At 68.4% G+C, this 22,083-nt stretch carries 22 protein-coding genes; 19 read left to right on the top strand and 3 right to left on the bottom strand.

The features are described from left to right. Window positions 1-15: 15 nt before the first annotated feature. Both ASF18_RS10420 and ASF18_RS10415 read right to left on the bottom strand, forming a co-directional pair. The gene (locus ASF18_RS10420; RefSeq protein WP_244472666.1) at window positions 16-954 is read right to left on the bottom strand and encodes an EcsC family protein; all 939 of its coding nucleotides are present in this window, start codon (window positions 952-954) and stop codon (window positions 16-18) included. 19 nt (window positions 955-973) lie between these two features. Continuing rightward, complete coding sequence (locus ASF18_RS10415) at window positions 974-2,431, bottom strand: AmpG family muropeptide MFS transporter (RefSeq protein ID WP_056351311.1); 1,458 nt, start codon at window positions 2,429-2,431, stop codon at window positions 974-976. 318 nt (window positions 2,432-2,749) lie between these two features. Between ASF18_RS10415 and ASF18_RS10410 the strand changes: the two genes are divergently transcribed. Next, entirely contained in the window at window positions 2,750-3,901 is a 1,152-nt protein-coding gene (locus ASF18_RS10410) for a histidine kinase dimerization/phosphoacceptor domain -containing protein (RefSeq protein WP_056274469.1), read from the top strand. Beyond that, window positions 3,898-4,353 carry a response regulator gene (locus ASF18_RS10405; RefSeq protein ID WP_082487410.1) on the top strand — a complete coding sequence of 152 codons (456 nt, stop codon included), beginning with the start codon at window positions 3,898-3,900 and terminating at the stop codon, window positions 4,351-4,353. The genes ASF18_RS10410 and ASF18_RS10405 overlap by 4 nt, the downstream gene beginning before the upstream one ends. Window positions 4,354-4,395: 42 nt before the next feature. On the opposite strand, the gene ASF18_RS10400 is transcribed toward ASF18_RS10405, so the two are convergent. After that, a complete protein-coding gene (locus ASF18_RS10400) occupies window positions 4,396-4,818 on the bottom strand; it encodes a pilus assembly protein N-terminal domain-containing protein (RefSeq protein ID WP_244472656.1) in 423 nt (140 codons plus the stop codon). 503 nt (window positions 4,819-5,321) lie between these two features. Here ASF18_RS10400 and ASF18_RS10395 point away from each other — a divergent pair. The 17 genes from ASF18_RS10395 to ASF18_RS10325 all read left to right on the top strand — a co-directional run bounded on the left by ASF18_RS10395 (window position 5,322) and on the right by ASF18_RS10325 (window position 22,069). Further along, window positions 5,322-5,492: a Flp family type IVb pilin gene (locus ASF18_RS10395; protein ID WP_056222398.1), complete on the top strand. Its 171-nt coding sequence runs from the start codon at window positions 5,322-5,324 to the stop codon at window positions 5,490-5,492. 304 nt (window positions 5,493-5,796) lie between these two features. Next, entirely contained in the window at window positions 5,797-6,303 is a 507-nt protein-coding gene (locus ASF18_RS10390; protein WP_056274464.1) for a prepilin peptidase, read from the top strand. A gap of 123 nt (window positions 6,304-6,426) precedes the next feature. Then, complete coding sequence (gene cpaB / locus ASF18_RS10385; RefSeq protein WP_056351308.1) at window positions 6,427-7,224, top strand: Flp pilus assembly protein CpaB; 798 nt, start codon at window positions 6,427-6,429, stop codon at window positions 7,222-7,224. A gap of 112 nt (window positions 7,225-7,336) precedes the next feature. Beyond that, a complete protein-coding gene (locus ASF18_RS10380; RefSeq protein ID WP_156648059.1) occupies window positions 7,337-8,749 on the top strand; it encodes a type II and III secretion system protein family protein in 1,413 nt (470 codons plus the stop codon). Window positions 8,750-8,810: 61 nt separating this feature from the next. Next, the gene (locus tag ASF18_RS10375; RefSeq protein ID WP_056351303.1) at window positions 8,811-9,545 is read left to right on the top strand and encodes a CpaD family pilus assembly protein; all 735 of its coding nucleotides are present in this window, start codon (window positions 8,811-8,813) and stop codon (window positions 9,543-9,545) included. Between the two features lie 86 nt (window positions 9,546-9,631). Next, window positions 9,632-10,876 (top strand): AAA family ATPase, encoded by a 1,245-nt coding sequence (locus ASF18_RS10370; RefSeq protein ID WP_056222418.1) that lies wholly within the window; start codon window positions 9,632-9,634, stop codon window positions 10,874-10,876. A gap of 45 nt (window positions 10,877-10,921) precedes the next feature. After that, window positions 10,922-12,376: a CpaF family protein gene (locus ASF18_RS10365; protein WP_056222422.1), complete on the top strand. Its 1,455-nt coding sequence runs from the start codon at window positions 10,922-10,924 to the stop codon at window positions 12,374-12,376. Beyond that, entirely contained in the window at window positions 12,373-13,341 is a 969-nt protein-coding gene (locus tag ASF18_RS10360) for a type II secretion system F family protein (protein WP_056351300.1), read from the top strand. The genes ASF18_RS10365 and ASF18_RS10360 overlap by 4 nt, the downstream gene beginning before the upstream one ends. A 65-nt stretch (window positions 13,342-13,406) precedes the next feature. Next, window positions 13,407-14,369: a type II secretion system F family protein gene (locus tag ASF18_RS10355; RefSeq protein WP_056222428.1), complete on the top strand. Its 963-nt coding sequence runs from the start codon at window positions 13,407-13,409 to the stop codon at window positions 14,367-14,369. A gap of 139 nt (window positions 14,370-14,508) precedes the next feature. Continuing rightward, entirely contained in the window at window positions 14,509-15,180 is a 672-nt protein-coding gene (locus ASF18_RS10350) for a metallophosphoesterase family protein (RefSeq protein WP_056351298.1), read from the top strand. 362 nt (window positions 15,181-15,542) lie between these two features. Then, window positions 15,543-16,820: an amidohydrolase/deacetylase family metallohydrolase gene (locus tag ASF18_RS10345; protein ID WP_056351296.1), complete on the top strand. Its 1,278-nt coding sequence runs from the start codon at window positions 15,543-15,545 to the stop codon at window positions 16,818-16,820. 259 nt (window positions 16,821-17,079) lie between these two features. Next, window positions 17,080-17,205: a hypothetical protein gene (locus ASF18_RS25055; RefSeq protein ID WP_274534757.1), complete on the top strand. Its 126-nt coding sequence runs from the start codon at window positions 17,080-17,082 to the stop codon at window positions 17,203-17,205. 25 nt (window positions 17,206-17,230) lie between these two features. Beyond that, a complete protein-coding gene (locus ASF18_RS10340) occupies window positions 17,231-17,320 on the top strand; it encodes a K(+)-transporting ATPase subunit F (RefSeq protein ID WP_036267122.1) in 90 nt (29 codons plus the stop codon). A gap of 35 nt (window positions 17,321-17,355) precedes the next feature. Continuing rightward, entirely contained in the window at window positions 17,356-19,071 is a 1,716-nt protein-coding gene (kdpA, locus tag ASF18_RS10335) for a potassium-transporting ATPase subunit KdpA (RefSeq protein ID WP_056351294.1), read from the top strand. A gap of 3 nt (window positions 19,072-19,074) precedes the next feature. Then, window positions 19,075-19,278 carry a hypothetical protein gene (locus ASF18_RS22985; RefSeq protein ID WP_056222440.1) on the top strand — a complete coding sequence of 68 codons (204 nt, stop codon included), beginning with the start codon at window positions 19,075-19,077 and terminating at the stop codon, window positions 19,276-19,278. A 62-nt stretch (window positions 19,279-19,340) separates the two neighbouring features. Beyond that, complete coding sequence (gene kdpB, locus ASF18_RS10330; RefSeq protein WP_056351292.1) at window positions 19,341-21,431, top strand: potassium-transporting ATPase subunit KdpB; 2,091 nt, start codon at window positions 19,341-19,343, stop codon at window positions 21,429-21,431. Window positions 21,432-21,463: 32 nt separating this feature from the next. Next, window positions 21,464-22,069, top strand: a complete 606-nt coding sequence (locus ASF18_RS10325; protein ID WP_056351290.1) for a K(+)-transporting ATPase subunit C — start codon at window positions 21,464-21,466, stop codon at window positions 22,067-22,069. The last annotated feature ends 14 nt before the right edge of the window (window positions 22,070-22,083 follow it).

Raw genomic sequence — 22,083 nt, 5'->3', positions numbered from 1 at the left:
CCCGGGCGCGTGGCTTCAGAGGCCGAGCATCGCCTTCTCGGATTCGTAGGCGGCCCGGACCGGCTCCGCCCCGTAGAGCCGCTCCAGCCGCCGCACGGTGAAATGCGCCCGGGCGGTGGACTGGAAGTGGTCCATGAAGGCGGCGTTCACCGCCGCCCCACCGACGGCTCCCAGGATGGGGACGGCCTGCGCCGCCACCTTCTGGGAGACGACCAGGCCGAAGCGGGCCGCGATCTGCGTCGAGAAGCGGATCAGGGCCGGCGCGGCCTCGTCGAGGAGGGCGCGGTTGCCGGCATAGCGCGCCGCCTCGACCATCGTCTTGGCCAGGGCCGCGCGTACGGCGAAGTAGCCGCTCTCGGTGAGCGCGCTGCCCGCCGCCTCGCGTCCGCCCAGGGCGAAGACCTGCACGCAGGCCAGGGCATTCTCGGGATCGCTGAGGTCCTCGCCCTCCTCCCGGGCGATCTGCGCGATCGAGCGCAGCATCAGGGTGGTGGAGACCGGCAGTTCGATCGCGAGCGTCGCGAGGCCGAAGGCGCCCCCGAGGGCACCGGAGACGGCGGCCATCGCCTTGTGGCCGAAGGCGCTGGAGGGCAGGTACTTCGCCAGGCGCGTGGTCGTGCGGACCGTCGCGGAATCCGTGTCGGCCGGACCGGCGAGAAGCGGATCGGCCGGAACCGCGATCGCGCGCCCCTCCGGCAGCGTCGCCAGGGCGACCTTGAGCGAGGCGCGCATGGCGCTCTCCGTCGCCTGCGACACCGCGTCGGTGACCTGCGCCGGCAGGGCCCGTCCGATCATGTCCAGGGGCGCGCCGGCCACGGCCGAGAGCCGCGCCGCGAGGCCGGGCTTCTCCAGCGCCTCGACGGCGCGCCGCAAAGCCGCCCGATCGGCCTCGCTCAGGCCGGGAATGCCGGGGCTCACGGCCGGGGCGGTGGTGGTGTCGTCGACGAGTTTGATGTTGCTCACGTCTGCTGTCTCATCCGTGTGCCGGGTGGGGTTTCGCGGGCCGGCCTGCGCCAGGGTGATCCTGGCCGGTGGAAGCAAGGCCGGGGCCCCGCGGATGGTTCCCGCCGATCTCGTCGCCCGCGGCCGCTTCGGGGCGGACCGGGTCCGTCGCGGTCGCTTCGGCGGCGAACACCTTTCGCCCGCCCGCCCGGCCGACCAGCAGGCAGAGGACGACCACCGGGATGCCGACCGCCGCCGTGAAGGCGAAGAAGACCGGATATCCGTAGGCCGCCACGACGAAGCCGGAGGTGCCGGCCACGAGCTTGCCCGGCAGCGCATAGAGCGAGGAGAAGAGTGCGTACTGCGTCGCCGCGAAGCCGGGCGCGGTCAGGCTCGACATGTAGGCGATCAGGGCCATCCCGGCGAAGGAGCCGCAGAAGTTGTCGATCGAGATCGTCGCCGTGAGACGCCAGACCTCCGGTCCGCCGAAGGACAGCCATGAGAAAGCGAGGTTCGAGGCCGCACCCAGGAAGGCGCCGACCACGAGAGTGGGGAACAGGCCGAAGCGCGTCATGGCCCAGCCGCCCACGAAGGCGCCCGCGATGCCGACCCAGATGCCGTAGAGCTTCGAGACGGCTCCGATCTCCACGAGGCTGAACCCCACCTCCCGGTAGAGGGGGCTCGCCATCACGCCGGAGATGAAGTCCGGCAGGCGATAGAGGGCGACGAGGAGCAGGATCGCCCAGAGGCGGGCGCCGAGCCGCGTGTGCAGTTCGGTGAGGGGCTCCAGCACCGCGCCCCGGAAGGTCCAGGTCCTCGCCGGGGCGGCCGGCGTCGCGTCGGTGATCGCGCGGTCGTAGGCCGGGGCGAGCAGCGCGGCCACCATGCCGACGGCCATCAGGGCCGCCATCGACAGGTAGGCGACGTTCCAGCCATAGGCGCTGGCGATGAAGAGGGCTCCGGCGCCGGCCGACATCAGGGCGAGGCGGTAGCCGAGGTTCGAGGTGGCGGCCATCACCCCCTGCAGGTCCGTGCCGGCTGCGTCGATGCGCCAGCCGTCGATGACCACGTCCTGCGTCGCGGCGCAGAAGGCGACGAGGAACGCACCGAGGCCGAGAAGCGCCAGGCTGGTGCCGGGATCGGCGAAGGCCATGAGGCTCAGCGACAGGGCGACCGCGCACTGGGTCGCGATCATCCAGGCCCGGCGGCGGCCCAGCGCCCGGCTCAGCACCGGCACGTCGAACCGGTCGATGATCGGGGCCCAGAAGAACTTCAGGCTGTAGGGGAGCGCCAGATAGCTGAACAGGCCGATCGATTTGATGTCGACGTCCGAGTAGGCGAGGCGCGTCGAGAAGGTCCCGAGGACCAGCAGCAGCGGCAATCCCGACGAGAAGCCCAGGGCGAGCATCAGGAGGATCCGGGGATCCTCGACGATGTCCCTCAGTCGGAGGCGGCGGCTCGGGATCTCCAGCGCGTCGCTTTGGGCCATGGCATGGAACTCCTGGGGGCCGAAAGGCTTGATGCCCGCAGACCATAGCAGGCCTCCGCGCCGCCCCGGCACGGGGCTGTCGCCGGGCCCGCGTGCCGTGGCGCATCGCTTACCATCGGCAGCATGCCTTCCGAAATCTTAACGCGAGGTCTCGCATCTTCCTGTTAGCGGCCCGATCGCCTCCAAGAGGTTCCTCGATCCAGGTGTTGACGGCGGGGTTTCCCGGCAGTTCAAGTCTGTGGTCGCGCCCGAGTGGACCGGCGACGGGCCAACGTTCAGGTCAACATTTCGGGTGTCTCGTCTTGGCTGAAGCCGATCATGACGCATAGGGAAACGCCGGCCACCGGAGCACACGGCCTCGGCATCAGCGCAGGCGCATTCGTGGCGGCGTTCACCGCGAGTCCGACGCCCATGGTCCTCACCGACCCGCGCCAGCACGACAACCCGATCGTCTGGGCGAACGAGGCCTTCCTGAGCCTGACCGGCTACGCCTGGGAGGAGATCTCGGGTCGGAACTGCCGCATGCTGCAGGGACCCGAGACCGATCCGCGGGCCGTGCGTCGGTTGCGCGACGCGGTGATCGCGGGGCGACCCATCGAGATCGAGCTGGTCAATTACCGGAAGGACGGGACCTCGTTCTGGAACGGCATGACGGTCGCCCCGGTGCACGATGAGACGGGGCAGATCGTGCATTTCTATTCGGCGCAGGCCGACATGACCGGCAAGTACCGGACCGAAGTCGCGATGAAGGACGCGCACGACGAGCTCGAACGACGGGTCGGGGAGCAGACCGCCCACCTTCGCGCCGCCCTCGAGCAGAAGACCGCGCTCCTTCACGAGGTCGACCATCGGGTCAAGAACAACCTCCAAGTCATCTCCTCGCTGATGCTTCTCAAGGCGCGGCGCACCCCGCGCGGAGAGGCCAAGGATGCCCTGCAGGGCATGGCGGAGCGCATTGGCGCCCTCTCGACGGTGCACCGGATGCTCTACTCCACCGGCGACGTCACGCGGTTCGACCTGCGCGAGTTCGCCGACGACTTCGTCTCGGAGCTGGTGGCGGGGCTCGACACGGACCGGACGGCCGTCAGTGCGGAGATCGACTCGATCGCCGTATCGGCCGCGATGGCGGCGCCCCTGGCGCTGATGTTGCATGAACTGGCGACCAACGCCGTCCGGCACGCATTCCCGGACAGCAGGCCCGGGCGCATCACGATCAGCGCGCAGCGCAGCGACGACGGCCTGCGCATGCTGATCGAGGACGACGGCGTCGGTTTGGCCGGTGGCACGCCGAATCCGGCCGGCTTCGGTCGCTCTCTGGTGGAGATGGTTGTGCGGCAGCTTCGCGGGGTGATCGCCTGGAGCGACGTCGCACCGGGCACCCGCGTCGAGATCCTCGTTCCCCTCGACGCGATCTCCCTCCAGAGTCCCATCACGGATCGGGCGCCGGGGCCCGAATGGGCTTCCCCATGACCGAGACGCCCCTGCGGATTCTCGTGGTCGAGGATGAGGTCCTGATCGCCCTCGAACTGGAATGCCTGCTCGATGACCTCGGCCACATCACGGTCGGCGTCGCGGGGAATTCTGCGGACGCGATCGCCCTGGGGCAGGCGACCTCCCCCGACGTGGCGTTCGTGGACATCCACCTGATCGACGGCCCCACCGGCGTCGAGGTGGCCCGCGCCCTCAGCGCCGATCCTCACACCACGGTCGTGTTCATGACCGCGAACGCCAAGCGCATCCCCGACGATTTCGCCGGCGCGGTCGGGGTCATCGCGAAACCCTATTCCGAGCGGGTGGTCGCCGGCGCGCTGCGCTACGTCGCCGACCGGCGCGCGGGCCTCGCGGCCACGGTCGAGGGGCTGGACGGGTTTCGCCTGGCCTCGGCGCCCGAGACCGGCGAGCGGCATACACCGGTCCGTTGAGGTCCGGGGAGCGGCCTTCGCGGCTCCCGGCGCGCGAACGGGCTAGCGATTCGTGGGTCCGGCGCCAGCGGTAGCCAAGGCGCGGCGGTTCTCGGCCTGACTGCTGACTTCTCCATAGAACTTGTTCGCATCGCCGAGCTGGATCGAGGGCTGGCAATTCGGCGTGCACGAATAGGATTCGCGCTCGAGACCGCGCTGAACCGTGATGACGGCCGCCTGCGGTGCCTGCACGCTGATCGTGGATTCCGCCAGCATGTGGCCGGCGGCGTCGAGGGCGATCAGGTTGGTGCTGCCGAAGCTCTTCCCGGTCAGGATCAGGATGCCGTTACGCTGGAGGGCGACGTCGGCGATCATCGGATTGCCGACGATGACGGTCTGGGTCTTCTCGGGCAGGCGCATGACCTTGGCGTTGTCGACCGTGACCGCCACGATGGTCGGCGGCGCGTCCGGTGCCTGAGCGCGCACCGACCCGCATCCGAAGACGGCGTACCCGGCCAGGAGAAGCGCCGTCAGGATCCGGAGAGGGATGTGGGACGGATTGTTTGGGGAGTGCATCGGACGCTCACTGGACCGCACGGCACGACGCAGATCGTGATTGATCTCGGTGCATCGGGACGCACCCACCGGCCGAAGCTCGACGACCAAGAGACACCAGTACGGTAAACGAACCGATAATCGCGTTGTCCGACTTCTGATGAGAGACCCCCGTCGGAACCGCCCGTGAATGCGGGTGGCGTGAAGTCGACGCGTGCGATCACCAGAAGTCTCGGATCGAGCCCCCAGCTCCGCTGCCGAGGGCGGCGTGCGGCTTTTAACCAACACTTCACCACATCACGAAGCGGTTTCCTCCGCCCGGGTTTCGGCGACCGATTTAACCCAATGGCAACGGCGCCGGGGCACACTCCACCTGTCGCCGATTGAGACGCCTACAGCGTGAACGGCACATGCCTTTCCAGGGGAGTTTTGCCATGACCACCATGTTCAAGCGTTTCGTGGCCGACGAGTCCGGCGCGACCGCGATCGAGTACGGCCTGATCGCGTCTCTGATCGCCGTCGCCGTCGTCACCGTTCTGACAACGGTCGGCACGAACCTCCGTGCGACCCTCACCACCGTGGCGAACAACCTCAAGAGCTCGTAATCGCGGTCCGCGCACCCGGGACGGTCTCGCGGCTACGGCCCCGGTGGCCGAGCGGTTCGCTGTAGATCTTCCGATTTTGCCGGTTTCGAGGAGTATTGCGGGATGTCCGCGATGCTCCTCGCTCCGTTTCGGATCTGCGGGATCGTTCGCGCGCGTGGCGTGCGACCTTTCAGGTTTCGCGGCACGGACTCTTAATCCCGGTCCGGGATCATGGGGCAAGGCCGGGGTTTCCCAGGGCCTCCCGCCCGCGAGAGACCCGCGCCCGCGAAATGTTGCGCCCGCAAGAGACAGGACCGAGAACGACATGGCCAGCGTCAGCCTCCTCGTCGTGTTTCCGTTTCTCATGGCCTACGCCGCCGTCAGGGACCTCCTGACGATGTTGATCCCCAACACCGTCTCGGTGGCACTGGTCGTCGGCTTCGCGGTCTTCGCCGTCGCCACCGGCCTGGGCTGGGACGATCTCGCCGGGCACCTCGGCGCCGGCGCCGCGACCCTCGTCGTGACCTTCACGCTCTTCGCCTTCGGCTTCATCGGTGGCGGCGACGCGAAGCTCGCGGCCGCGACGGCCCTGTGGATCGGCTTCGACCAGCTGGCCGGCTACCTCCTCATCGCCTCGCTCGCTGGCGGCGCATTGACCCTGACGCTCCTCGCCTTGCGCCAGCAGCCGCTCCCGCCCACGATCGCCCGCCTTCCCTTCGTGCTTCACCTGCACGATGCGAAGACCGGCGTGCCCTACGGCATCGCCCTCGCCCTCTCGGCGCTCCTCGTGCTGCCCGACACGGCCATCTGGCTTCGCCTGGTCGCGGTCTGAACGGCATTGCTCCTCGGTTCGGCAATGCGTCGAACCGATTACTCCTTGTTAACCGTAATTTGAGGAATGCCAGGCCACTCTGAACCGACACGGCGATGTGCCGTCGCAGGTTCGAGTTCGGCGATGAAACCAGCCAGACTGGCCGTCCTTGCCATAGCCCTCGTGGCAGGTGGTGGCGCGGCGTTGTTGATCAGCGGGGAGGACAGGCCGGTCGTGCAGCCGGCCGCCATCGTTCCGCCTCCCGTCGTGCCGATGACGGACGTGCTCGTCGCCGCCGCCGAATTGCCGATGGGCCAGAACATCCAGGCACCGGACCTGCGTTGGCAGCCCTGGCCCAACGATGCCGTCACCAGCGGCTACATCACCCGCACCAATTCGCCCCGCGGCATGGATGAGATCGTCGGGTCGATCGCCCGGTCGAGTTTCCTCGCCGGTGAACCGATCCGGCCGCAGAAGCTCGCCCGCTCCGACGGCGGCTTCATGGCCGCGATCCTGCCCGCCGGCATGCGCGCCGTCGCCATCACCATCGACGCGATCGGCAGCAGCACGGCAGGCGGCTTCATCCTTCCCAACGACCACGTGGACGTGCTCCGGACCTATCGGGACGAGGAATCCTCGCGCGGGAGCGCAGAGGTGCAGGTCTCGGAGACGTTGCTCCAGGACGTGCGCGTCCTGGCGATCGGGCAGATCCTCCAGGAGAAGAACGGCAACACCGTCGCCACCGGCCAGACGGCGACGTTGGCCCTGACGCCGGCCCAGGCCGAGACCGTCACGCTCGCCCAGAAAGTCGGGCAACTCTCGCTCTCCCTGCGGAGCCTCGTGGATAGCGGGCGCGCGGGCGAGCCCATTCTCGAGGGTCGTCCGGAGACGGCCCTGACCGTGGTGCGGTTCGGCGTCGCGAAGCAGCAATCGCGACGCTGAGGGAAGCACACGCACCATGACTGAGGACACGTCGATGACCCTCTCCCCCTGGCCGGCGGCGCGCCGCACCCCGCTGCTGGCTTGCCTCCTCGCCGGCATCCTGCCCAACGCGATGGTCAATCCGAGCTACGGCCAGCCCTCCGGCGGACTGACGGCGGCGCCGATCCTCGCGGTCGGGACCAACGAGGCGGCGACCTCGCGCCGGATCGATCTCACCATGGGACGCTCCCTGGTGATCGATCTGCCGCGCGACGCCAAGGAGGTCTTCGTCGCCAATCCGAAGGTCGCCAACGCGGTCGTCCGCTCGACCCGGAAGGTATTCATCATCGGCATGGAGAACGGGGCCACGTCGATCTTCATCATGGATGCCGAGGGCCGGCAGATCACGGCTCTCGACGTCACGGTGGCGCGCGACCTCAACGTGCTGCGCCAGACCCTGAACCAGAGCATCGCCGGGGGACGCTTCGACGTGCGCGCCGCCGGGGATTCGGTCGTGCTGACCGGGACCGTCAACTCGGCGTCCGAGGCGGCCCAGGCCCTCGACATCGCCAATGCCTTCGTGGGGATCTCGGCCGCCGGCGCCGCGGCGCGCGGCGCCGTCATCAACAACCTGACGATCCGCGGCAAGGATCAGGTCATGCTGCGCGTCACCGTGGTGGAGGTGTCGCGCACGGTCCTGAAGCAGTTCGGCGTCAATCTCAGCGGCGGCTGGTCCGGCCTGAACCTCGTCAACACGGCGCCGCTCGCCCTGAACGGCGGCTCGTTCCCCACCGGCAACCTCCTGTCCGGAACGATCAACGGGCCGGGCGGAGCGAACCTCACGGCCACCCTGCGGGCCTTCGAGCAGGCCGGCGTCTCCCGTGTTCTGGCCGAGCCGACCCTGACGGCGATCTCCGGCGAATCCGCGACCTTCACGGCCGGCGGGCAGATCCCGGTCCCGTCGAACCTGAGCTGTACCTCCGTCGGCACCAGCACGATCCAAACCTGCGTTCCGAGCGTCAGCTACAAGGATTACGGCGTCAGCCTCAACTTCACGCCTGTGGTGCTGGCGGAGAACAAGATCTCGGTGCGCGTGGGCACCCAGGTCACCGAGATCGACCAGCAGAACGCCCTGAACCTGAACTTCACCGGCACCACCACGGCCGTGCCGGGCTTCACCGTCCGCAAGTCGGAGACCACGATCGAGCTCGCCTCCGGCGCGACGATGATGACCGCCGGCCTGATCCAGCAGCGCAACAAGGCGGCGATCACCGGCTTGCCCGGCCTGATCAACCTGCCGATCATCGGCGCGCTCTTCCGGTCGCGCGATTATCAGCGGCAGGAAACCGAGCTGATGATCATGGTCACGCCCTACATCGCCAAGCCGATGGAGCCGCGCCAGGTCTCCCGCCCGGATGACGGTTTCGTCGATGCGCAGGATGCGCAGGCCATCCTGCTCGGGCGCTTCAACCGCCTCTACGGCGTCGCCGGCGCCAGTCCCCTCGGCAGCGCCTATCGCGGCCGCGTCGGCTTCATAACCGATTAGTCCGGCGCTCTCCCGACCGATCCAGGCGCTCCGGCCCCGGCCTCAGCAGGACCCTCCCCCGATGTCCACCTCTCCCCTCCGCACCCCCCTGGCCCTCGTGGCCGTGGCCGGCGTCGCCGCCCTGCTCGGAGCCTGCCGAGCCGATCCCGTCGTGACCACCGGCTCGCTCTATCCGGCCGACTACCGCGCGCGGCATCCCCTCGCCCTCGCCGAGGGCGTGCGCACCCTCGACGTGTTCGTCACGGGCACGGGCCATCTCGATCCGCGCCAGGCCGCCGACGTCGACGCGTTCCTGCTGGAATTCCGGCGCTACGGGCGCGGGACGCTGGCCCTCGACGTTCCCGCCGGCGGCACGCCCCGGACGGCGGCCGCGGTGGAACGGACGGCCGCGGCCCTGCATCGCATGAGCCTGAACGGCGGCGTCTCCGACCGCCAGGTGGTGGTCGCCCGTTATGCGGTGGCCAATCCGAACCTTGCGGCGCCCCTCCGGCTCAGCTTCCAGCGCATGGAGGCCAGGGGCGGAAGCCAGTGCGGAACCTGGCCCCAGGATCTGGGCGTCGGAGATCCGGCCTTCAGCGGTCGCAACGAGGCCTACTGGAACTTCGGCTGCGCGACGCAGTCGAACGTCGCCGCGCAGATCGCGGATCCCGTCGATCTCGTCCGCGCCCGCCCGGAAGGTCGGATCGATACGATCCGGCGGACGAACGACATCGGCAAGATCCGCGACGGCAAGGATCCGTCAATCGAATGGCGTCAGGATGGGAAGACCTCGATCAAGGCGCAGGTCTCCCAATAACCGCGTCGGGCGGGCGCACCGTCTCGCCCGCGACGTGCCCCATCTTCGCTCCCGCATCGGCGGCAACCTGAACCGGAATTCCCTCCATGACGGATCTGAACGAGACGTCCGAGCGCATCATCGCTCCCGTGCCGCGGATCACGATTCAGGCGTTCTGCGAGACGCAGGAGAGCGCGGCGCTGATCGAGTCGGCCGGCGCGGACCGGCGCCTGCAGAAGGCGCACATCAAGGTTCAGATGGGCGGTGGCGCGGCGGCGGTCGAAGCGTATCGGCATGCGCCCACGCCGAACGTCATCGTCATCGAGACCCAGGGGGCGAAGTCGCGCCCGCTCGAATGCCTCGATTCGCTGGCCGAGGTCTGCGACGAGGGAACGAAGGTCGTCGTCATCGGGCATGTCAACGACGTCGCGCTCTACCGGCAGTTCATCCAGCGAGGCGTCAGCGAGTACCTGATGGCGCCGGTGCGCCCGATCGATCTCATCCAGGCGATTTCGGACCTGTTCACGGCGCCGGGCGCCAAGCCGGTCGGCCGCACCGTCGCCGTCGTCGGCGCGAAGGGGGGGGTCGGCGTCTCCACTCTCGCGCACAACCTGGCCTGGACGATCGGCCGGGAGCAGGACACCGCGACGGTCATCGCCGACCTCGATATCGCCTTCGGGACCGCGAGCCTGAACTTCAATCAGGATCCGCCCCAGGGCATCGCGGAGGCTGTGTTCGCGCCGGATCGCCTGGATTCGAATCTCCTCGACCGGCTCCTGTCGAAGTGCAGCGACAATCTCTCCCTGCTCGCGGCCCCCGCCACCCTGGACCGCACCACCGATCTCGCCGAGCCGGCCTTCGACCATCTGCTCGACCTGTTGCGGGCTGCCGTGCCATGCGTCGTCCTCGATGTGCCGCACCAGTGGACCGCCTGGTCGCGACGGCTGATGATCAGCGCGGACGAGATCCTGATCGTCGCGAGTCCCGAGCTCGCCGCCCTGCGCAACACCAAGAATCTTCTGACGCTTCTGCAGCAGAACCGCCCGAATGATCGCAAGCCCCGCATCATCCTCAACGGCGTCGGGGTGCCCAAGCGTCCCGAGATCGCCGCGGCCGAGTTCGCCAAGTCCCTCGACACCACGATCACGGCCGCGATTCCCTTCGATGCCGCGCTGTTTGGGACCGCCGCCAACAACGGGCAGATGATCGGCGAGGTGCAGGCCAACGCGAAGGCGGCCGAGATCTATTCGTCGCTCGCCGCCTCGATCACCGGCCGCGCCGAACTGCGCCGGGCGCGCCCGAACCTGTTCGAGCCGCTGCTCTCCAAGCTCGCCCGTCGCAAGGCGTCGTGATGCTCCGGCCTGCTCCCCGTGACCTGATCGCCAGGAGGCTGCACCATGTTCGGTAGACGATCCGGCAGCGCAGCGGTGCAGGCGCCGCGTCCGGCGGCCGTGGTCGACAAGCCGGAAGTTTCGCTGCCGGTCCACGACGATTCCGCCCTGCGCCCCCGCGCGGAGGCGCCCCGCCGGCCCGAGCCCGCGCCCGTCACGGAGTCGGCCAAGTCCGAGGACTACTTCCGCACCAAGAGCATGATCTTCGGGGCATTGATCGAGGCGATCGATCTGTCCCAGCTTTCGCGTCTCGACGCGGAATCGGCGCGCGAGGAAATCCGCGACATCGTTTCGGAAATCATCGGCCTTAAGAACATCGTCCTGTCGATCGCCGAGCAGGAAGAGCTGCTCGACGACATCTGCAACGACGTGCTCGGCTACGGCCCGCTGGAGCCGCTGCTGGCCCGCGACGACATCGCCGACATCATGGTGAACGGCGCCAGCCGCGCCTTCATCGAAGTCGGCGGCAAGATCCAGCTGACCAACGTCCGCTTCCGCGACAATCAGCAACTGATGAACATCTGCCAGCGGATCGTGAGCCAGGTCGGCCGGCGGGTCGACGAAGCCTCGCCGATCTGCGACGCCCGTCTTCCGGACGGGTCGCGCGTCAACATCATCGCGCCCCCGCTGGCCATCGACGGGCCCGTGCTGACGATCCGCAAGTTCAAGAAGGACAAGCTGACCCTCGACCAGTTGGTGACCTTCGGAGCGATTTCGCCGGAAGGCGCCCGCATCCTGCAGATCATCGGCCGCGTGCGCTGCAACGTGGTCATCTCGGGAGGCACCGGATCCGGCAAGACCACGCTGCTGAACTGCCTGACCCGCTACATCGACGCCGACGAGCGCATCATCACCTGCGAGGACGCGGCGGAACTGCAGCTCCAGCAGGCGCACGTGGTGCGCCTCGAAACCCGGCCTCCCAACATGGAGGGGTCCGGGCAGGTCACCATGCGCGACCTCGTCAAGAACTGCCTCCGCATGCGGCCCGAGCGGATCATCGTCGGCGAGGTCCGCGGCCCGGAGGCCTTCGATCTCCTGCAGGCCATGAACACCGGTCACGACGGCTCGATGGGGACGCTCCACGCGAACTCCCCGCGCGAAGCCCTGGCCCGTATCGAGTCGATGATCACCATGGGCGGTTTCAGTCTGCCGTCGCGGACGCTGCGCGAAATGATCTGCGGCTCCATCGACGTCATCGTGCAGGCCACCCGCCTGCGCGACGGGTCGCGCCGGATCACCCACATCACCGAGGTGATGGGACTCGAGGGCGACGTCATCATCACCCAGGATCTCTTCCTGTACGACGTGCTCGGCGAGGACGCGAACGGCAAGCTCATCGGGCGCCATCGATCCACGGGTATTGGCCGCCCCCGGTTCTGGGAGCGCGCGCGCTACTACGGCGAGGACGAAGCGCTCGCGGCGGCCCTCGATGCGGCCAGCGCCGGCGGGAGTGGGCTGTGAACGCCGGCGGCCTGGCCCTCGCCTCCGGTCTCCTCGCGCTCACGGCCGGGGGGCTCGCCTACGTCTTCGTCTTTCCCTACCTCTCGGGAGAGAAGCGGTCCGCCGAACGCCGTCGCACCGTCAGCGTCGTGACGGCGCCGGGAAACCGGGTCGCGACCGTCAATCGCCGCGAGCAGGTCGCCAAGAGCCTCAAGGACGTCGAGGCGAAGCGCGAAGGCACCAGGGTCACGCTGGAGCTGAAGCTGGCCCGCGCCGGCCTGTCCTGGTCGCGCAAGCAATATTTCGCCGTCGCGGCAGTGATGGCGGTGGTGTTCGGCCTGGTGATCCTGATCGCGACCGGCAATCCCCTCGCGGGGTTGGGCGCGGTCTTCGCCGGCGGCTTCGGGCTGCCTCTCTGGCTCATCACGTATCTGCGCAAGCGGCGGATCAAGGCGTTCATCAACGAATTGCCGACGGCGATCGACATCATCACCCGTGGTGTGCGTGCGGGTATCCCGGTGGGTGACTGCTTCCGGATCATCTCGCGGGAGGCCGAGGAGCCGATCCGCAGCGAGTTTCGTCAGGTGGTCGAGTCCCAGACTCTCGGCCTGTCCCTCGGCGAAGCCCTGATGAAGATGCACGAGCGCGTGCCCGTGTCGGACGTCAACTTCTTCGCCATCGTGATCAGCATCCAGGCGAAGTCCGGCGGCAATCTGTCCGAGGCCCTCGCCAACCTGTCCAGGGTTCTGCGCGAACGCAAGAAGATGGCCGGGAAGATTCAGGCGATGAGCATGGAGGCGAAGGCGTCCGGCGGCATCATCGCGGCGCTTCCCTTCATCGTCGCCCTCCTGACCTACCTGTCGAGCCCGGATTACATCTCCCTGCTCTGGCGGACCGATATCGGGAAACTTGCCCTGGTGTGTTCCGCGATCTGGATGTCGCTCGGGGTCTTCACGATGAAGAAGATGATCAGCTTCGACGTCTGATTCGTCGATGCCTACCCGGTATCAAGTTCGAATCCTCGTCCGGTCGGATCGTACGGAGACACCGCATGCTGGATCTCATCGCCGCCAAGGTCACCGAGCCGCGCTTCCTCGGCACCGCCCTCGCCGCCATCGCGGCGGCTGCGACCGCCTTCGCGCTGCTCCAGCCGATGCTGGAGCCCGACCGCCTCGGGAAGCGCATGAAGCTGATCGGCGAGGAGCGGGAGGAGATCCGGCGCCGCGAACGCGAGCGCATGAGCTCCAAGGCGACGCTCCGGGTCGCCCCCAAGGCCTACATGAAACGGGTGGTGGAGCAGTTCAACCTCAGCCGTTGGCTCGGGACGGAGACCGCCCGCAAGCAGCTGATGATGGCGGGCTATCGGTCGCCGGGGGCCGAGACGGGATTCCTGTTCTTCCGCCTGGTGACGCCGATCGTTCTGGCTCTGGTCGCGATCTTCTACCTCTTCGTGCTCGGTGTCCTGGATCAGCCGTTTGCCATCCGCACGATGATCGTCATCGGCGTGCTCCTGTTCGGCATCAAGGCCCCGGAGTTGTACCTCCACAACCGCGCCAGCAAGCGGCAGACCGAGATCCGGGCTGCCTGGCCGGATGCCCTCGACCTCACGCTGATCTGCGTCGAGTCCGGCATGTCCGTCGAACACGCGTTCCGGCGCGTCAGCACCGAGGTGGTCGGGCAATCCATCGTGCTCGCCGAGGAACTCGCGGTCCTGACCGCCGAGCTCTCCTACCTGCCGGATCGGCGCATCGCCTTTGAAAACCTCGCCAACCGCATCGGTCTCGATCAGATCAAGGCGGTGACGACGGCACTGATCCAGGCCGAGCGCTACGGAACGCCCGTCGGCCAGGCCCTGCGCGTGCTGTCCCAGGAAAGCCGCGACATGCGGATGAACGAGGCGGAGAAGAAGGCCGCCGCCCTGCCGCCGAAGCTGACGGTGCCGATGATCCTGTTCTTCCTTCCGGTACTCTTCGTCGTCATCCTGACCCCGGCGATGATCCAGATCTTCCGTTAGGCCCCGGCCTTCACAGTCGCGTGGCCCGTGACCCTTGAACGCGGCGTTGGCTCCGGAGCCGGCCCAACGCAAGGATGTTCAGCGCATCCGTTTCCTGCCATGCGACGGGGATGCTCCCAACGCTGTCACCGGACTTCGCATGAACGTCCTCACCTACGCGATCGGCGATATTCACGGCTGCGCCGATGCGTTGCTCCGTCTGTTGGAGCGGATCAACCTGCACCGGGCCGGGCGTCCGGCCCGCATCGTCTGCCTGGGCGACTACGTGGATCGGGGTCCCGAGAGCGCCCGGGTGATCGAGATTCTCAGGCACCTTCAGCGCGACGCTCCGAGTGCCCTCACCTGCCTGATGGGCAACCACGAGCAGATGATGCTGGAGGCCTATCGCGACCCGCACGGGGCCTCCACCTGGCTGAGCAACGGCGGCCGGCAGACCCTCCGCTCCTTTGGAATCACCGGCCCGGAAGCGTTTCCGCCCGACGTGCTGACCTGGCTCTCATACCTGCCCACCGTCCATGAGGACGCCGCGCACTACTTCGTCCATGCCGGCTTTCGCCCCGGGCGAACCGGCGTCGATCCCGATATGTGGAACCGCCTCTGGATCCGAGAGCCGTTTCTCGGCACGGCCTTCGACTTCGGGAAGCACGTGGTTCACGGACACACGCCGCAACTGGAGGGGATGCCCGACCGGCAACCCTACCGCACCAACCTCGACACGGGATGCGTCTACGGCCGGTGCCTCACGGCCGGCGTCTTCGATGAGACGCAGGGTCCGCCGATCGACGTTCTGCAGGTCGATCGCGACGGTTAGGTTGATGCAATTTGTTTGTGGATCGGACCGGTCCAAAGAGTTGCCGAAGTCCTCGTGCGGCGGCTCGTGCCTCAGGGACCCGTCATTGGGATGCGGTGACTGCGGAACGCGTGCCGGTCGTCCAGGGGACGAACCTCGCCCCACCCATTTCCCGCCGTCGACGCACGCCCATCTTCGAAAAGCATTGCCGACCGTGCCCGTCAGCCTCTAGCATCCCGAGCGTCGGAGCCAATCAACGAGCGCCGCGGTCAGGGATCAGAAGCGATGTCGTGGTGCCAAGCGCCGCCCGCCCCACAGGACCGGCATCGGCGGTCCCGCCCTCCGCCTGCCCAGCCCTGCCACCGCCTCCACGGAGCGACGACATGGACGCGCTGACCCGCCGGGCGTGGCTCGCTGGGGCGGGCGCCACGAGCCTCGTGGCCACGACCGGGGCCTCGGCGGACCCGGACCCGGGCGGTCCCTTCGACCTCGTGATACGGGGTGGCGAGGTGATCGATCCGAGCCAGTCCCTGCGCGGAAAGCGCGACATCGGTATCCGTCACGGACGGATCGCCGCCCTCGCGGCGGATCTGCCGACGGATCGGGCCAAGCAGACGATCGACGCTTCCGGCAAGCTCGTGCTGCCCGGCCTCGTCGACCTCCACGCCCACACCTTTCCCTACGGCTCGGCGATCGGCATCCCGGCCGATGAGACGGTCCCGTTCTCCGGCGTGACGACGGTGGTCTCCGCCGGAGACGCGGGCGCCAACACCATCGCCGCCCTGCGCCGGCACATCGCCGCGCAGACCCGGACGCGGATGTTCGCCTTCGTGCACATCGCCAATCACGGACTGTCGGCCTTCCCCGTCGCGGAACTCTACACCATCGACAACGCCCAGGTGGACGCCTGCGCGCTGGCCATCGCGGAGAACCCGGACTTCGTCCTCGGCGCCAAGGTGCGAATGTCGGAGAACGTCATCTTCAAGCATGGCGCCGAGCCCCTGCGCCGGGCGATCCAGGCCTGTGAGCTGTCGGGACGACCCGCCAAGGTGATGGCGCATATCGGCGGCGTCGAGACTGCCGACCTGATGAGCCGCATCCTCGACCTGCTGCGGCCGGGCGACATCCTCACGCACTGCTACTCGGGCGCGCCCAACATGGCTGGGCAGTTCACCAACATCGTCCAGGATGGCAAGCTCCTCCCGGCGGCCCTGGCCGCCAAGCAGCGCGGCGTCGTGTTCGACATCGGCCACGGTGGCGGTTCCTTCGATTTCACCGTGGCGGAGGCGGCAATCGCGCAGGGAGCTCCGCCCGATACGATCTCGTCGGATCTGCACGTCGTCTCCGGCAATACGCCGGGCATGCCGTTCCTGCCCCTGGTGATGAGCAAGTTCCTGCCCCTGGGCTTCAGCCTGGAACAGGTCATCGCGATGGCGACCGCGGCACCCGCCCGGGTGATCGACCGGGACGCGAAGCTCGGGACGCTGCAGGTCGGTGCGCCGGGCGACGTCTCGGTGATGGAATGGGTCGAGCGGCCGCTCTCCATGGTCGACACCCGCAACAACCGCCGCGACGGAACGGGCTTCCTCTCGCCCGTCCAGACCGTGAACAACGGCGTCCCGTTCGGACGCCCGTATCAGCTGCCCTTCTCCGTTCGGTGAGGCCGATCGGCCATTTTTCTGTTCATCCCGCGCGGGAGCGGCGCGGGATATGAAACGCCGCCGACGGGGACGGGTTTTCGGCGCGACCTCGACGACGACCCTCGTGTATACCAGCGGCTCGGCAGCGACCCGTTCGCGAGGGTTCGAGCCGCCGACGCCGCGCGCTCCGATCCTCATGCCATCCTTATAAAATCGCGCGGCGCGCTCACTCGAACCCTAATGCGGTTCCCGTCCATGCTCCGGGCGAGCGTGATCGGTCGTGACGACCCGGGCCGATCCGCCGCACAGGATCGGACCCCTCATGCTCGACATCGCCTTCCTGGCCACAGGACTCGCCTTCTTCGGTCTCGCCGCCGGGTACGCCCTGCTGTGCGAACGCCTCTGAGTGCGCTGACGGGAGCATCCCCCTCATGACCCTCGACCTCACCCTCGGCGCCCTCGTGACCCTGGGACTGCTCGGCTACCTCACCTACGCCCTCGTGCGCCCCGAGCGGTTCTGACGCGCCCTCCGGACGAATTCCCAAGGACCACCTCCATGACCATCAACGGCTGGATTCAGGTCGCGCTGTTCTGCGCGATCGTGCTGGCGCTCGTCAGGCCGCTCGGCGGGTACATGACCCGCGTGTTCCAAGGCGAGCGTACCCTTCTCTCGCCCGTTCTCCGGCCCGTCGAGACCGGACTCTATCGCTTGGCCGGCATCGACGCACGGGGCGAGCAGAGCTGGCTCAGCTACGGGCTCGCCATGCTGACGTTCCACGCCCTCGGCTTCGCCATGCTCTACGGGCTCCTGCGCCTGCAGGACGTCCTGCCTCTGAACCCGGCCGGACAAGGGGCCGTGGCGCCGGATCTCGCCTTCAACACCGCGGCGAGCTTCGTGACGAATACCAACTGGCAGAACTACGGCGGCGAGAGCACCCTCTCCTACCTGTCGCAGATGCTCGGGCTGACCCACCAGAACTTCCTCTCGGCCGCCACCGGCATTGCCCTCGCGGTCGCTCTCGTTCGGGGCTTCGCGCGAGCTTCGGCCCGGACGGTTGGCTCGTTCTGGGTCGATCTGACCCGCTGCACCCTCTACGTGCTGCTGCCGATCTGCGTGGTCTACACCCTGTTCCTGGTCTCACAGGGCATCCCCCAGACCCTGGGCGCCTCCATCGAGGCCACGACGCTCGAAGGCGCCACCCAGACGATCGCAATCGGGCCCGTGGCGAGCCAAGTCGCGATCAAGATGCTCGGCACCAACGGCGGGGGGTTCTTCAACGCCAACGCGGCTCATCCCTTCGAGAACCCGACCGCGCTGTCCAACTTCATCCAGATCGTCTCGATCTTCGTCCTCGGCGCGGCGATGACCAACGTCTTCGGCCGCATGGTCGGCGACGAGCGGCAGGGTTGGGCGATTCTCGGCGCCATGGGCGTGCTGTTTCTCGCCGGCGTCCTCGTCACGTACGCCAGCGAGGCCGCGGGCAGCTCCGTGCTGAATGGGCTCGGGCTCGCGGGCGGCAACATGGAGGGCAAGGAGCTGCGCTTCGGCATCGTCGCCTCGGCGCTGTTCGCGGTGGTGACCACCGCCGCCTCCTGCGGCGCGGTCAACGCGATGCACGACAGCTTCACCGCCCTCGGCGGCCTGATCCCGATGATCAACATGCAGCTCGGCGAGATCATCGTCGGCGGCGTCGGCGCCGGCCTCTACGGCATGCTCGTATTCGTCATCGTGGCGATCTTCGTCGCCGGGCTCATGGTCGGCCGGACCCCCGAGTATCTCGGCAAGAAGATCGAGGCGCGGGAGGTGAAGATGGCCATGCTCGCCATCCTGTGCCTGCCTCTGATGATGCTGGGATTCACCGGCCTCGCCACCGTGGTGGCCGCCGGCCTCGCCGGCCCCGCCAATGCCGGGCCGCACGGATTCTCGGAGATCCTCTACGCCTTCACGTCCGCCGCGGCCAACAACGGCTCGGCCTTCGGCGGCCTCAGCGGCAACACGCCGTTCTACAACACGACGCTGGCGATCGGCATGCTGGTGGGGCGGTTCTTCGTGATCATCCCCGCCCTCGCCATCGCAGGCGCCCTCGCCGCCAAGAAGACCGTGCCGGCTTCAGCCGGAACCCTGCCGACCCATGGCGGGCTGTTCATCGGCATGCTGGTCGGCGTGATCCTGATCGTCGGCGGCCTGACGTTCTTCCCGTCCCTGGCTCTCGGCCCGATCGTCGAGCACCTGGCGGGCACCGCAGGCCTGAGCTTCGCGACGGGCGGCTGAGCGGTGCGCCCCGCCCTTCCACCGCGCCGGGTCCGGCGCCACCACCTTCACGGGCTCCGATCCGGTACCCGCCAGCCTCACCCAATTCCCGGGGCCCGGCCGCCCAGGCTCTCGGACCTGATCCTGGCGGTGCTCGGTGTCACCCTCCTGGGCGCCCTCGCCCTGGTGCTCGCCGCCGAGTTCACGCGCCGTGCCCTCGCACCCTGACCAGCCACGGACCCGGCGCGTCGCGCCCGGCCGTCCTGCGCCCCTTCGTGGACCCCCCCATCATGTCTCGCTCCTCCACGTCCCTCTTCAGCGCCGCCCTCGTCGGCCCGGCCCTCGTCGGCTCGATCCGCAAGCTCGATCCCCGGATCATGATCCGCAATCCCGTGATGTTCGTGGTCGAGGTCGTCGCGGTCTTGACCACCGTCCTGTTCGTCCGCGATCTCGCGACCGGCGCGTCCGGGCTCGGCTTCTCCGGCCAGATCATCCTCTGGCTCTGGTTCACGCTGATCTTCGCCAACTTCGCCGAGGCCTTGGCCGAGGGCCGCGGCAAGGCGCAGGCCGACAGCCTGCGCCGGACCCGCACCGAGATGACCGCCAAGCGCCTCACCGGTCCGGGCGATGCCTGGGACTCGGTGCCCGGGACCGCCCTGAAGGTCGGCGACGTGGTGCTGGTGGAGGCTGGCGACCTGATCCCGTCCGACGGTGAGGTCATCGCGGGTGTCGCCTCCGTCAACGAGGCGGCCATCACCGGCGAGTCCGCACCGGTGATCCGGGAATCCGGCGGGGACCGGTCGGCGGTGACGGGCGGAACCCAGGTCCTGTCCGACGCGATCCGGGTCCGCATCACGGCGGCGGCCGGCTCGACCTTCGTCGACCGCATGATCGCTCTTGTCGAGGGCGCGTCCCGCCAGAAGACCCCGAACGAGATCGCCCTCAACATCCTGCTCGCCGGCCTGACCCTCGTCTTCGTGTTCGCGGTCGCCTCGATCCCGAGCTTTGCGAACTACGCCGGCGGGGCGATCCCCCTGATCGTCCTCGTCGCCCTGTTCGTGACTCTTATCCCAACCACCATCGGTGCGCTCCTGTCGGCCATCGGCATCGCCGGCATGGATCGCCTCGTTCGCTTCAACGTCCTCGCCATGTCGGGCCGCGCGGTCGAGGCCGCCGGTGACGTCGACACCCTCCTGCTCGACAAAACCGGCACCATCACCCTCGGCAACCGTCAGGCGACCGAATTCCGGCCGGTCGGCGGGGTGGACGAGCACGATCTCGCCGACGCGGCACAACTCGCCTCGCTTGCCGACGAGACGCCCGAGGGCCGCTCGATCGTGGTGCTGGCCAAGGACCGCTACGGCATCCGAGCCCGCGACATGGCGGGCCTGAACGCCACCTTCGTGCCGTTTACGGCCCAGTCGCGGATGTCCGGGGTCGACCTCGACGGACAGTCGATCCGCAAGGGTGCGGTCGAGGCGGTGATCGCCTCTCTGGGAGGACAGCCGATCGCGTCCCGCGGCGCGAATGCGGCGCTCGCCTATCGACCGGTCGAGGACTCGCAGGCCGTGGTGGAGATCAGGGCCATCGCGGAGACCATCGCGAAGGCCGGCGGCACGCCCCTGGCGGTCGCCCGCGACGGGCAGCTCCTCGGCGTCGTGTTCCTGAAGGACATCGTGAAGGGTGGCATCCGCGAGCGCTTCGCCGAACTTCGCCGCATGGGCATCCGCACGGTGATGATTACCGGCGACAACCCCATGACGGCGGCGGCCATCGCGGCCGAGGCCGGCGTCGACGATTTCCTGGCGCAGGCCACGCCGGAGGATAAGCTCGCGCTGATCCGGCGGGAGCAGGCGGACGGCAAGCTCGTGGCCATGTGCGGCGACGGCACCAACGATGCGCCCGCCCTGGCCCAGGCCGATGTCGGCGTCGCCATGAACACCGGAACGGTGGCGGCGCGTGAGGCCGGGAACATGGTCGATCTCGATTCAGACCCGACCAAGCTCATCGAGATCGTCGGGATCGGCAAGCAGCTCCTGATGACCCGCGGGGCCCTGACCACGTTCTCCATCGCCAACGACGTGGCGAAGTACTTCGCCATCATCCCGGCGATGTTCCTGACGCTCTACCCGCAGCTTCAGGCCCTGAACGTCATGGGGCTCGCTTCGCCCCAGAGCGCGATCCTGTCGGCGATCATCTTCAATGCACTGATCATCGTGGCGCTGATCCCGCTCGCCCTCCGAGGCGTCTCGTATCGGGCGGTGGGAGCCGCCGCGCTCCTGCGGCGCAACCTGCTGATCTACGGCCTCGGCGGCATCCTGGTGCCGTTCGTTGGCATCAAGGTGATCGACCTCGCCGTGAACGCTCTGCACCTCGCATGACCCCCCTTCCTGTCCGAACCAGAGTTGTATCCATGCTCGCCTCCCTGCGTCCCGCTCTCGCCCTCTTCGTCGTACTGACGGCGATCACCGGCCTCGCCTATCCCCTGGCCATGACCGGCCTCGCCACGGCAATCTTCCCCGCCAAGGCCGCCGGCAGCCTGATCCGTCGCGACGGCACGATCATCGGCTCCAGCCTGATCGGCCAATCCTTCACCAGACCGCGCTACTTCCACGGGCGCCCCTCGGCGACGGTGGCCACCGATCCGGCCGATGCAGCCAAGACCGTGCCGTCGCCCTACAACGCCTCCAACTCGGCCGGCTCCAACCTTGGACCGACCAGCGCCGCCCTGGCCGAGCGCGTAAAGGGCGACCTCGACGCCCTGAGGGCCGAGAACCCCGGCGCGACGGTGCCGGTGGATCTCGTCACCGCCAGCGGTTCCGGGCTCGATCCCGACCTGTCCCCCGAGGCTGCCCTGTTCCAGGTGGCACGCGTGGCCCGTGCGCGAGGCGTCAGCGAGGACCGGGTGCGCGACCTCGTCGCCGCGCAGGTCGAAGGCCGGACCTTCGGGGTTCTCGGCGAGCCGCGCGTGAATGTCCTGGCGCTGAATCTCGCTTTGGACGCGCGCCTCCGGCAATAATCCGCGCCGGAGGA

It is taken from the genome of Methylobacterium sp. Leaf89, from assembly GCF_001422215.1.
Lineage (GTDB): Bacteria > Pseudomonadota > Alphaproteobacteria > Rhizobiales > Beijerinckiaceae > Methylobacterium.
This window is presented reverse-complemented; position numbering and strand designations above follow the sequence as displayed.

Coding starts and splice junctions, on each gene's coding strand:
- ASF18_RS10415 (WP_056351311.1), bottom strand. CDS start 2,431: ATGGCCCAAAGCGACGCGCTGGAGATCCCGAGCCGCCGCCTCCGACTG.
- ASF18_RS10410 (WP_056274469.1), top strand. CDS start 2,750: ATGACGCATAGGGAAACGCCGGCCACCGGAGCACACGGCCTCGGCATC.
- ASF18_RS10405 (WP_082487410.1), top strand. CDS start 3,898: ATGACCGAGACGCCCCTGCGGATTCTCGTGGTCGAGGATGAGGTCCTG.
- ASF18_RS10395 (WP_056222398.1), top strand. CDS start 5,322: ATGACCACCATGTTCAAGCGTTTCGTGGCCGACGAGTCCGGCGCGACC.
- ASF18_RS10390 (WP_056274464.1), top strand. CDS start 5,797: ATGGCCAGCGTCAGCCTCCTCGTCGTGTTTCCGTTTCTCATGGCCTAC.
- cpaB (WP_056351308.1), top strand. CDS start 6,427: ATGAAACCAGCCAGACTGGCCGTCCTTGCCATAGCCCTCGTGGCAGGT.
- ASF18_RS10380 (WP_156648059.1), top strand. CDS start 7,337: ATGGTCAATCCGAGCTACGGCCAGCCCTCCGGCGGACTGACGGCGGCG.
- ASF18_RS10375 (WP_056351303.1), top strand. CDS start 8,811: ATGTCCACCTCTCCCCTCCGCACCCCCCTGGCCCTCGTGGCCGTGGCC.
- ASF18_RS10370 (WP_056222418.1), top strand. CDS start 9,632: ATGACGGATCTGAACGAGACGTCCGAGCGCATCATCGCTCCCGTGCCG.
- ASF18_RS10365 (WP_056222422.1), top strand. CDS start 10,922: ATGTTCGGTAGACGATCCGGCAGCGCAGCGGTGCAGGCGCCGCGTCCG.
- ASF18_RS10355 (WP_056222428.1), top strand. CDS start 13,407: ATGCTGGATCTCATCGCCGCCAAGGTCACCGAGCCGCGCTTCCTCGGC.
- ASF18_RS10350 (WP_056351298.1), top strand. CDS start 14,509: ATGAACGTCCTCACCTACGCGATCGGCGATATTCACGGCTGCGCCGAT.
- ASF18_RS10345 (WP_056351296.1), top strand. CDS start 15,543: ATGGACGCGCTGACCCGCCGGGCGTGGCTCGCTGGGGCGGGCGCCACG.
- ASF18_RS10340 (WP_036267122.1), top strand. CDS start 17,231: ATGACCCTCGACCTCACCCTCGGCGCCCTCGTGACCCTGGGACTGCTC.
- kdpA (WP_056351294.1), top strand. CDS start 17,356: ATGACCATCAACGGCTGGATTCAGGTCGCGCTGTTCTGCGCGATCGTG.
- kdpB (WP_056351292.1), top strand. CDS start 19,341: ATGTCTCGCTCCTCCACGTCCCTCTTCAGCGCCGCCCTCGTCGGCCCG.
- ASF18_RS10325 (WP_056351290.1), top strand. CDS start 21,464: ATGCTCGCCTCCCTGCGTCCCGCTCTCGCCCTCTTCGTCGTACTGACG.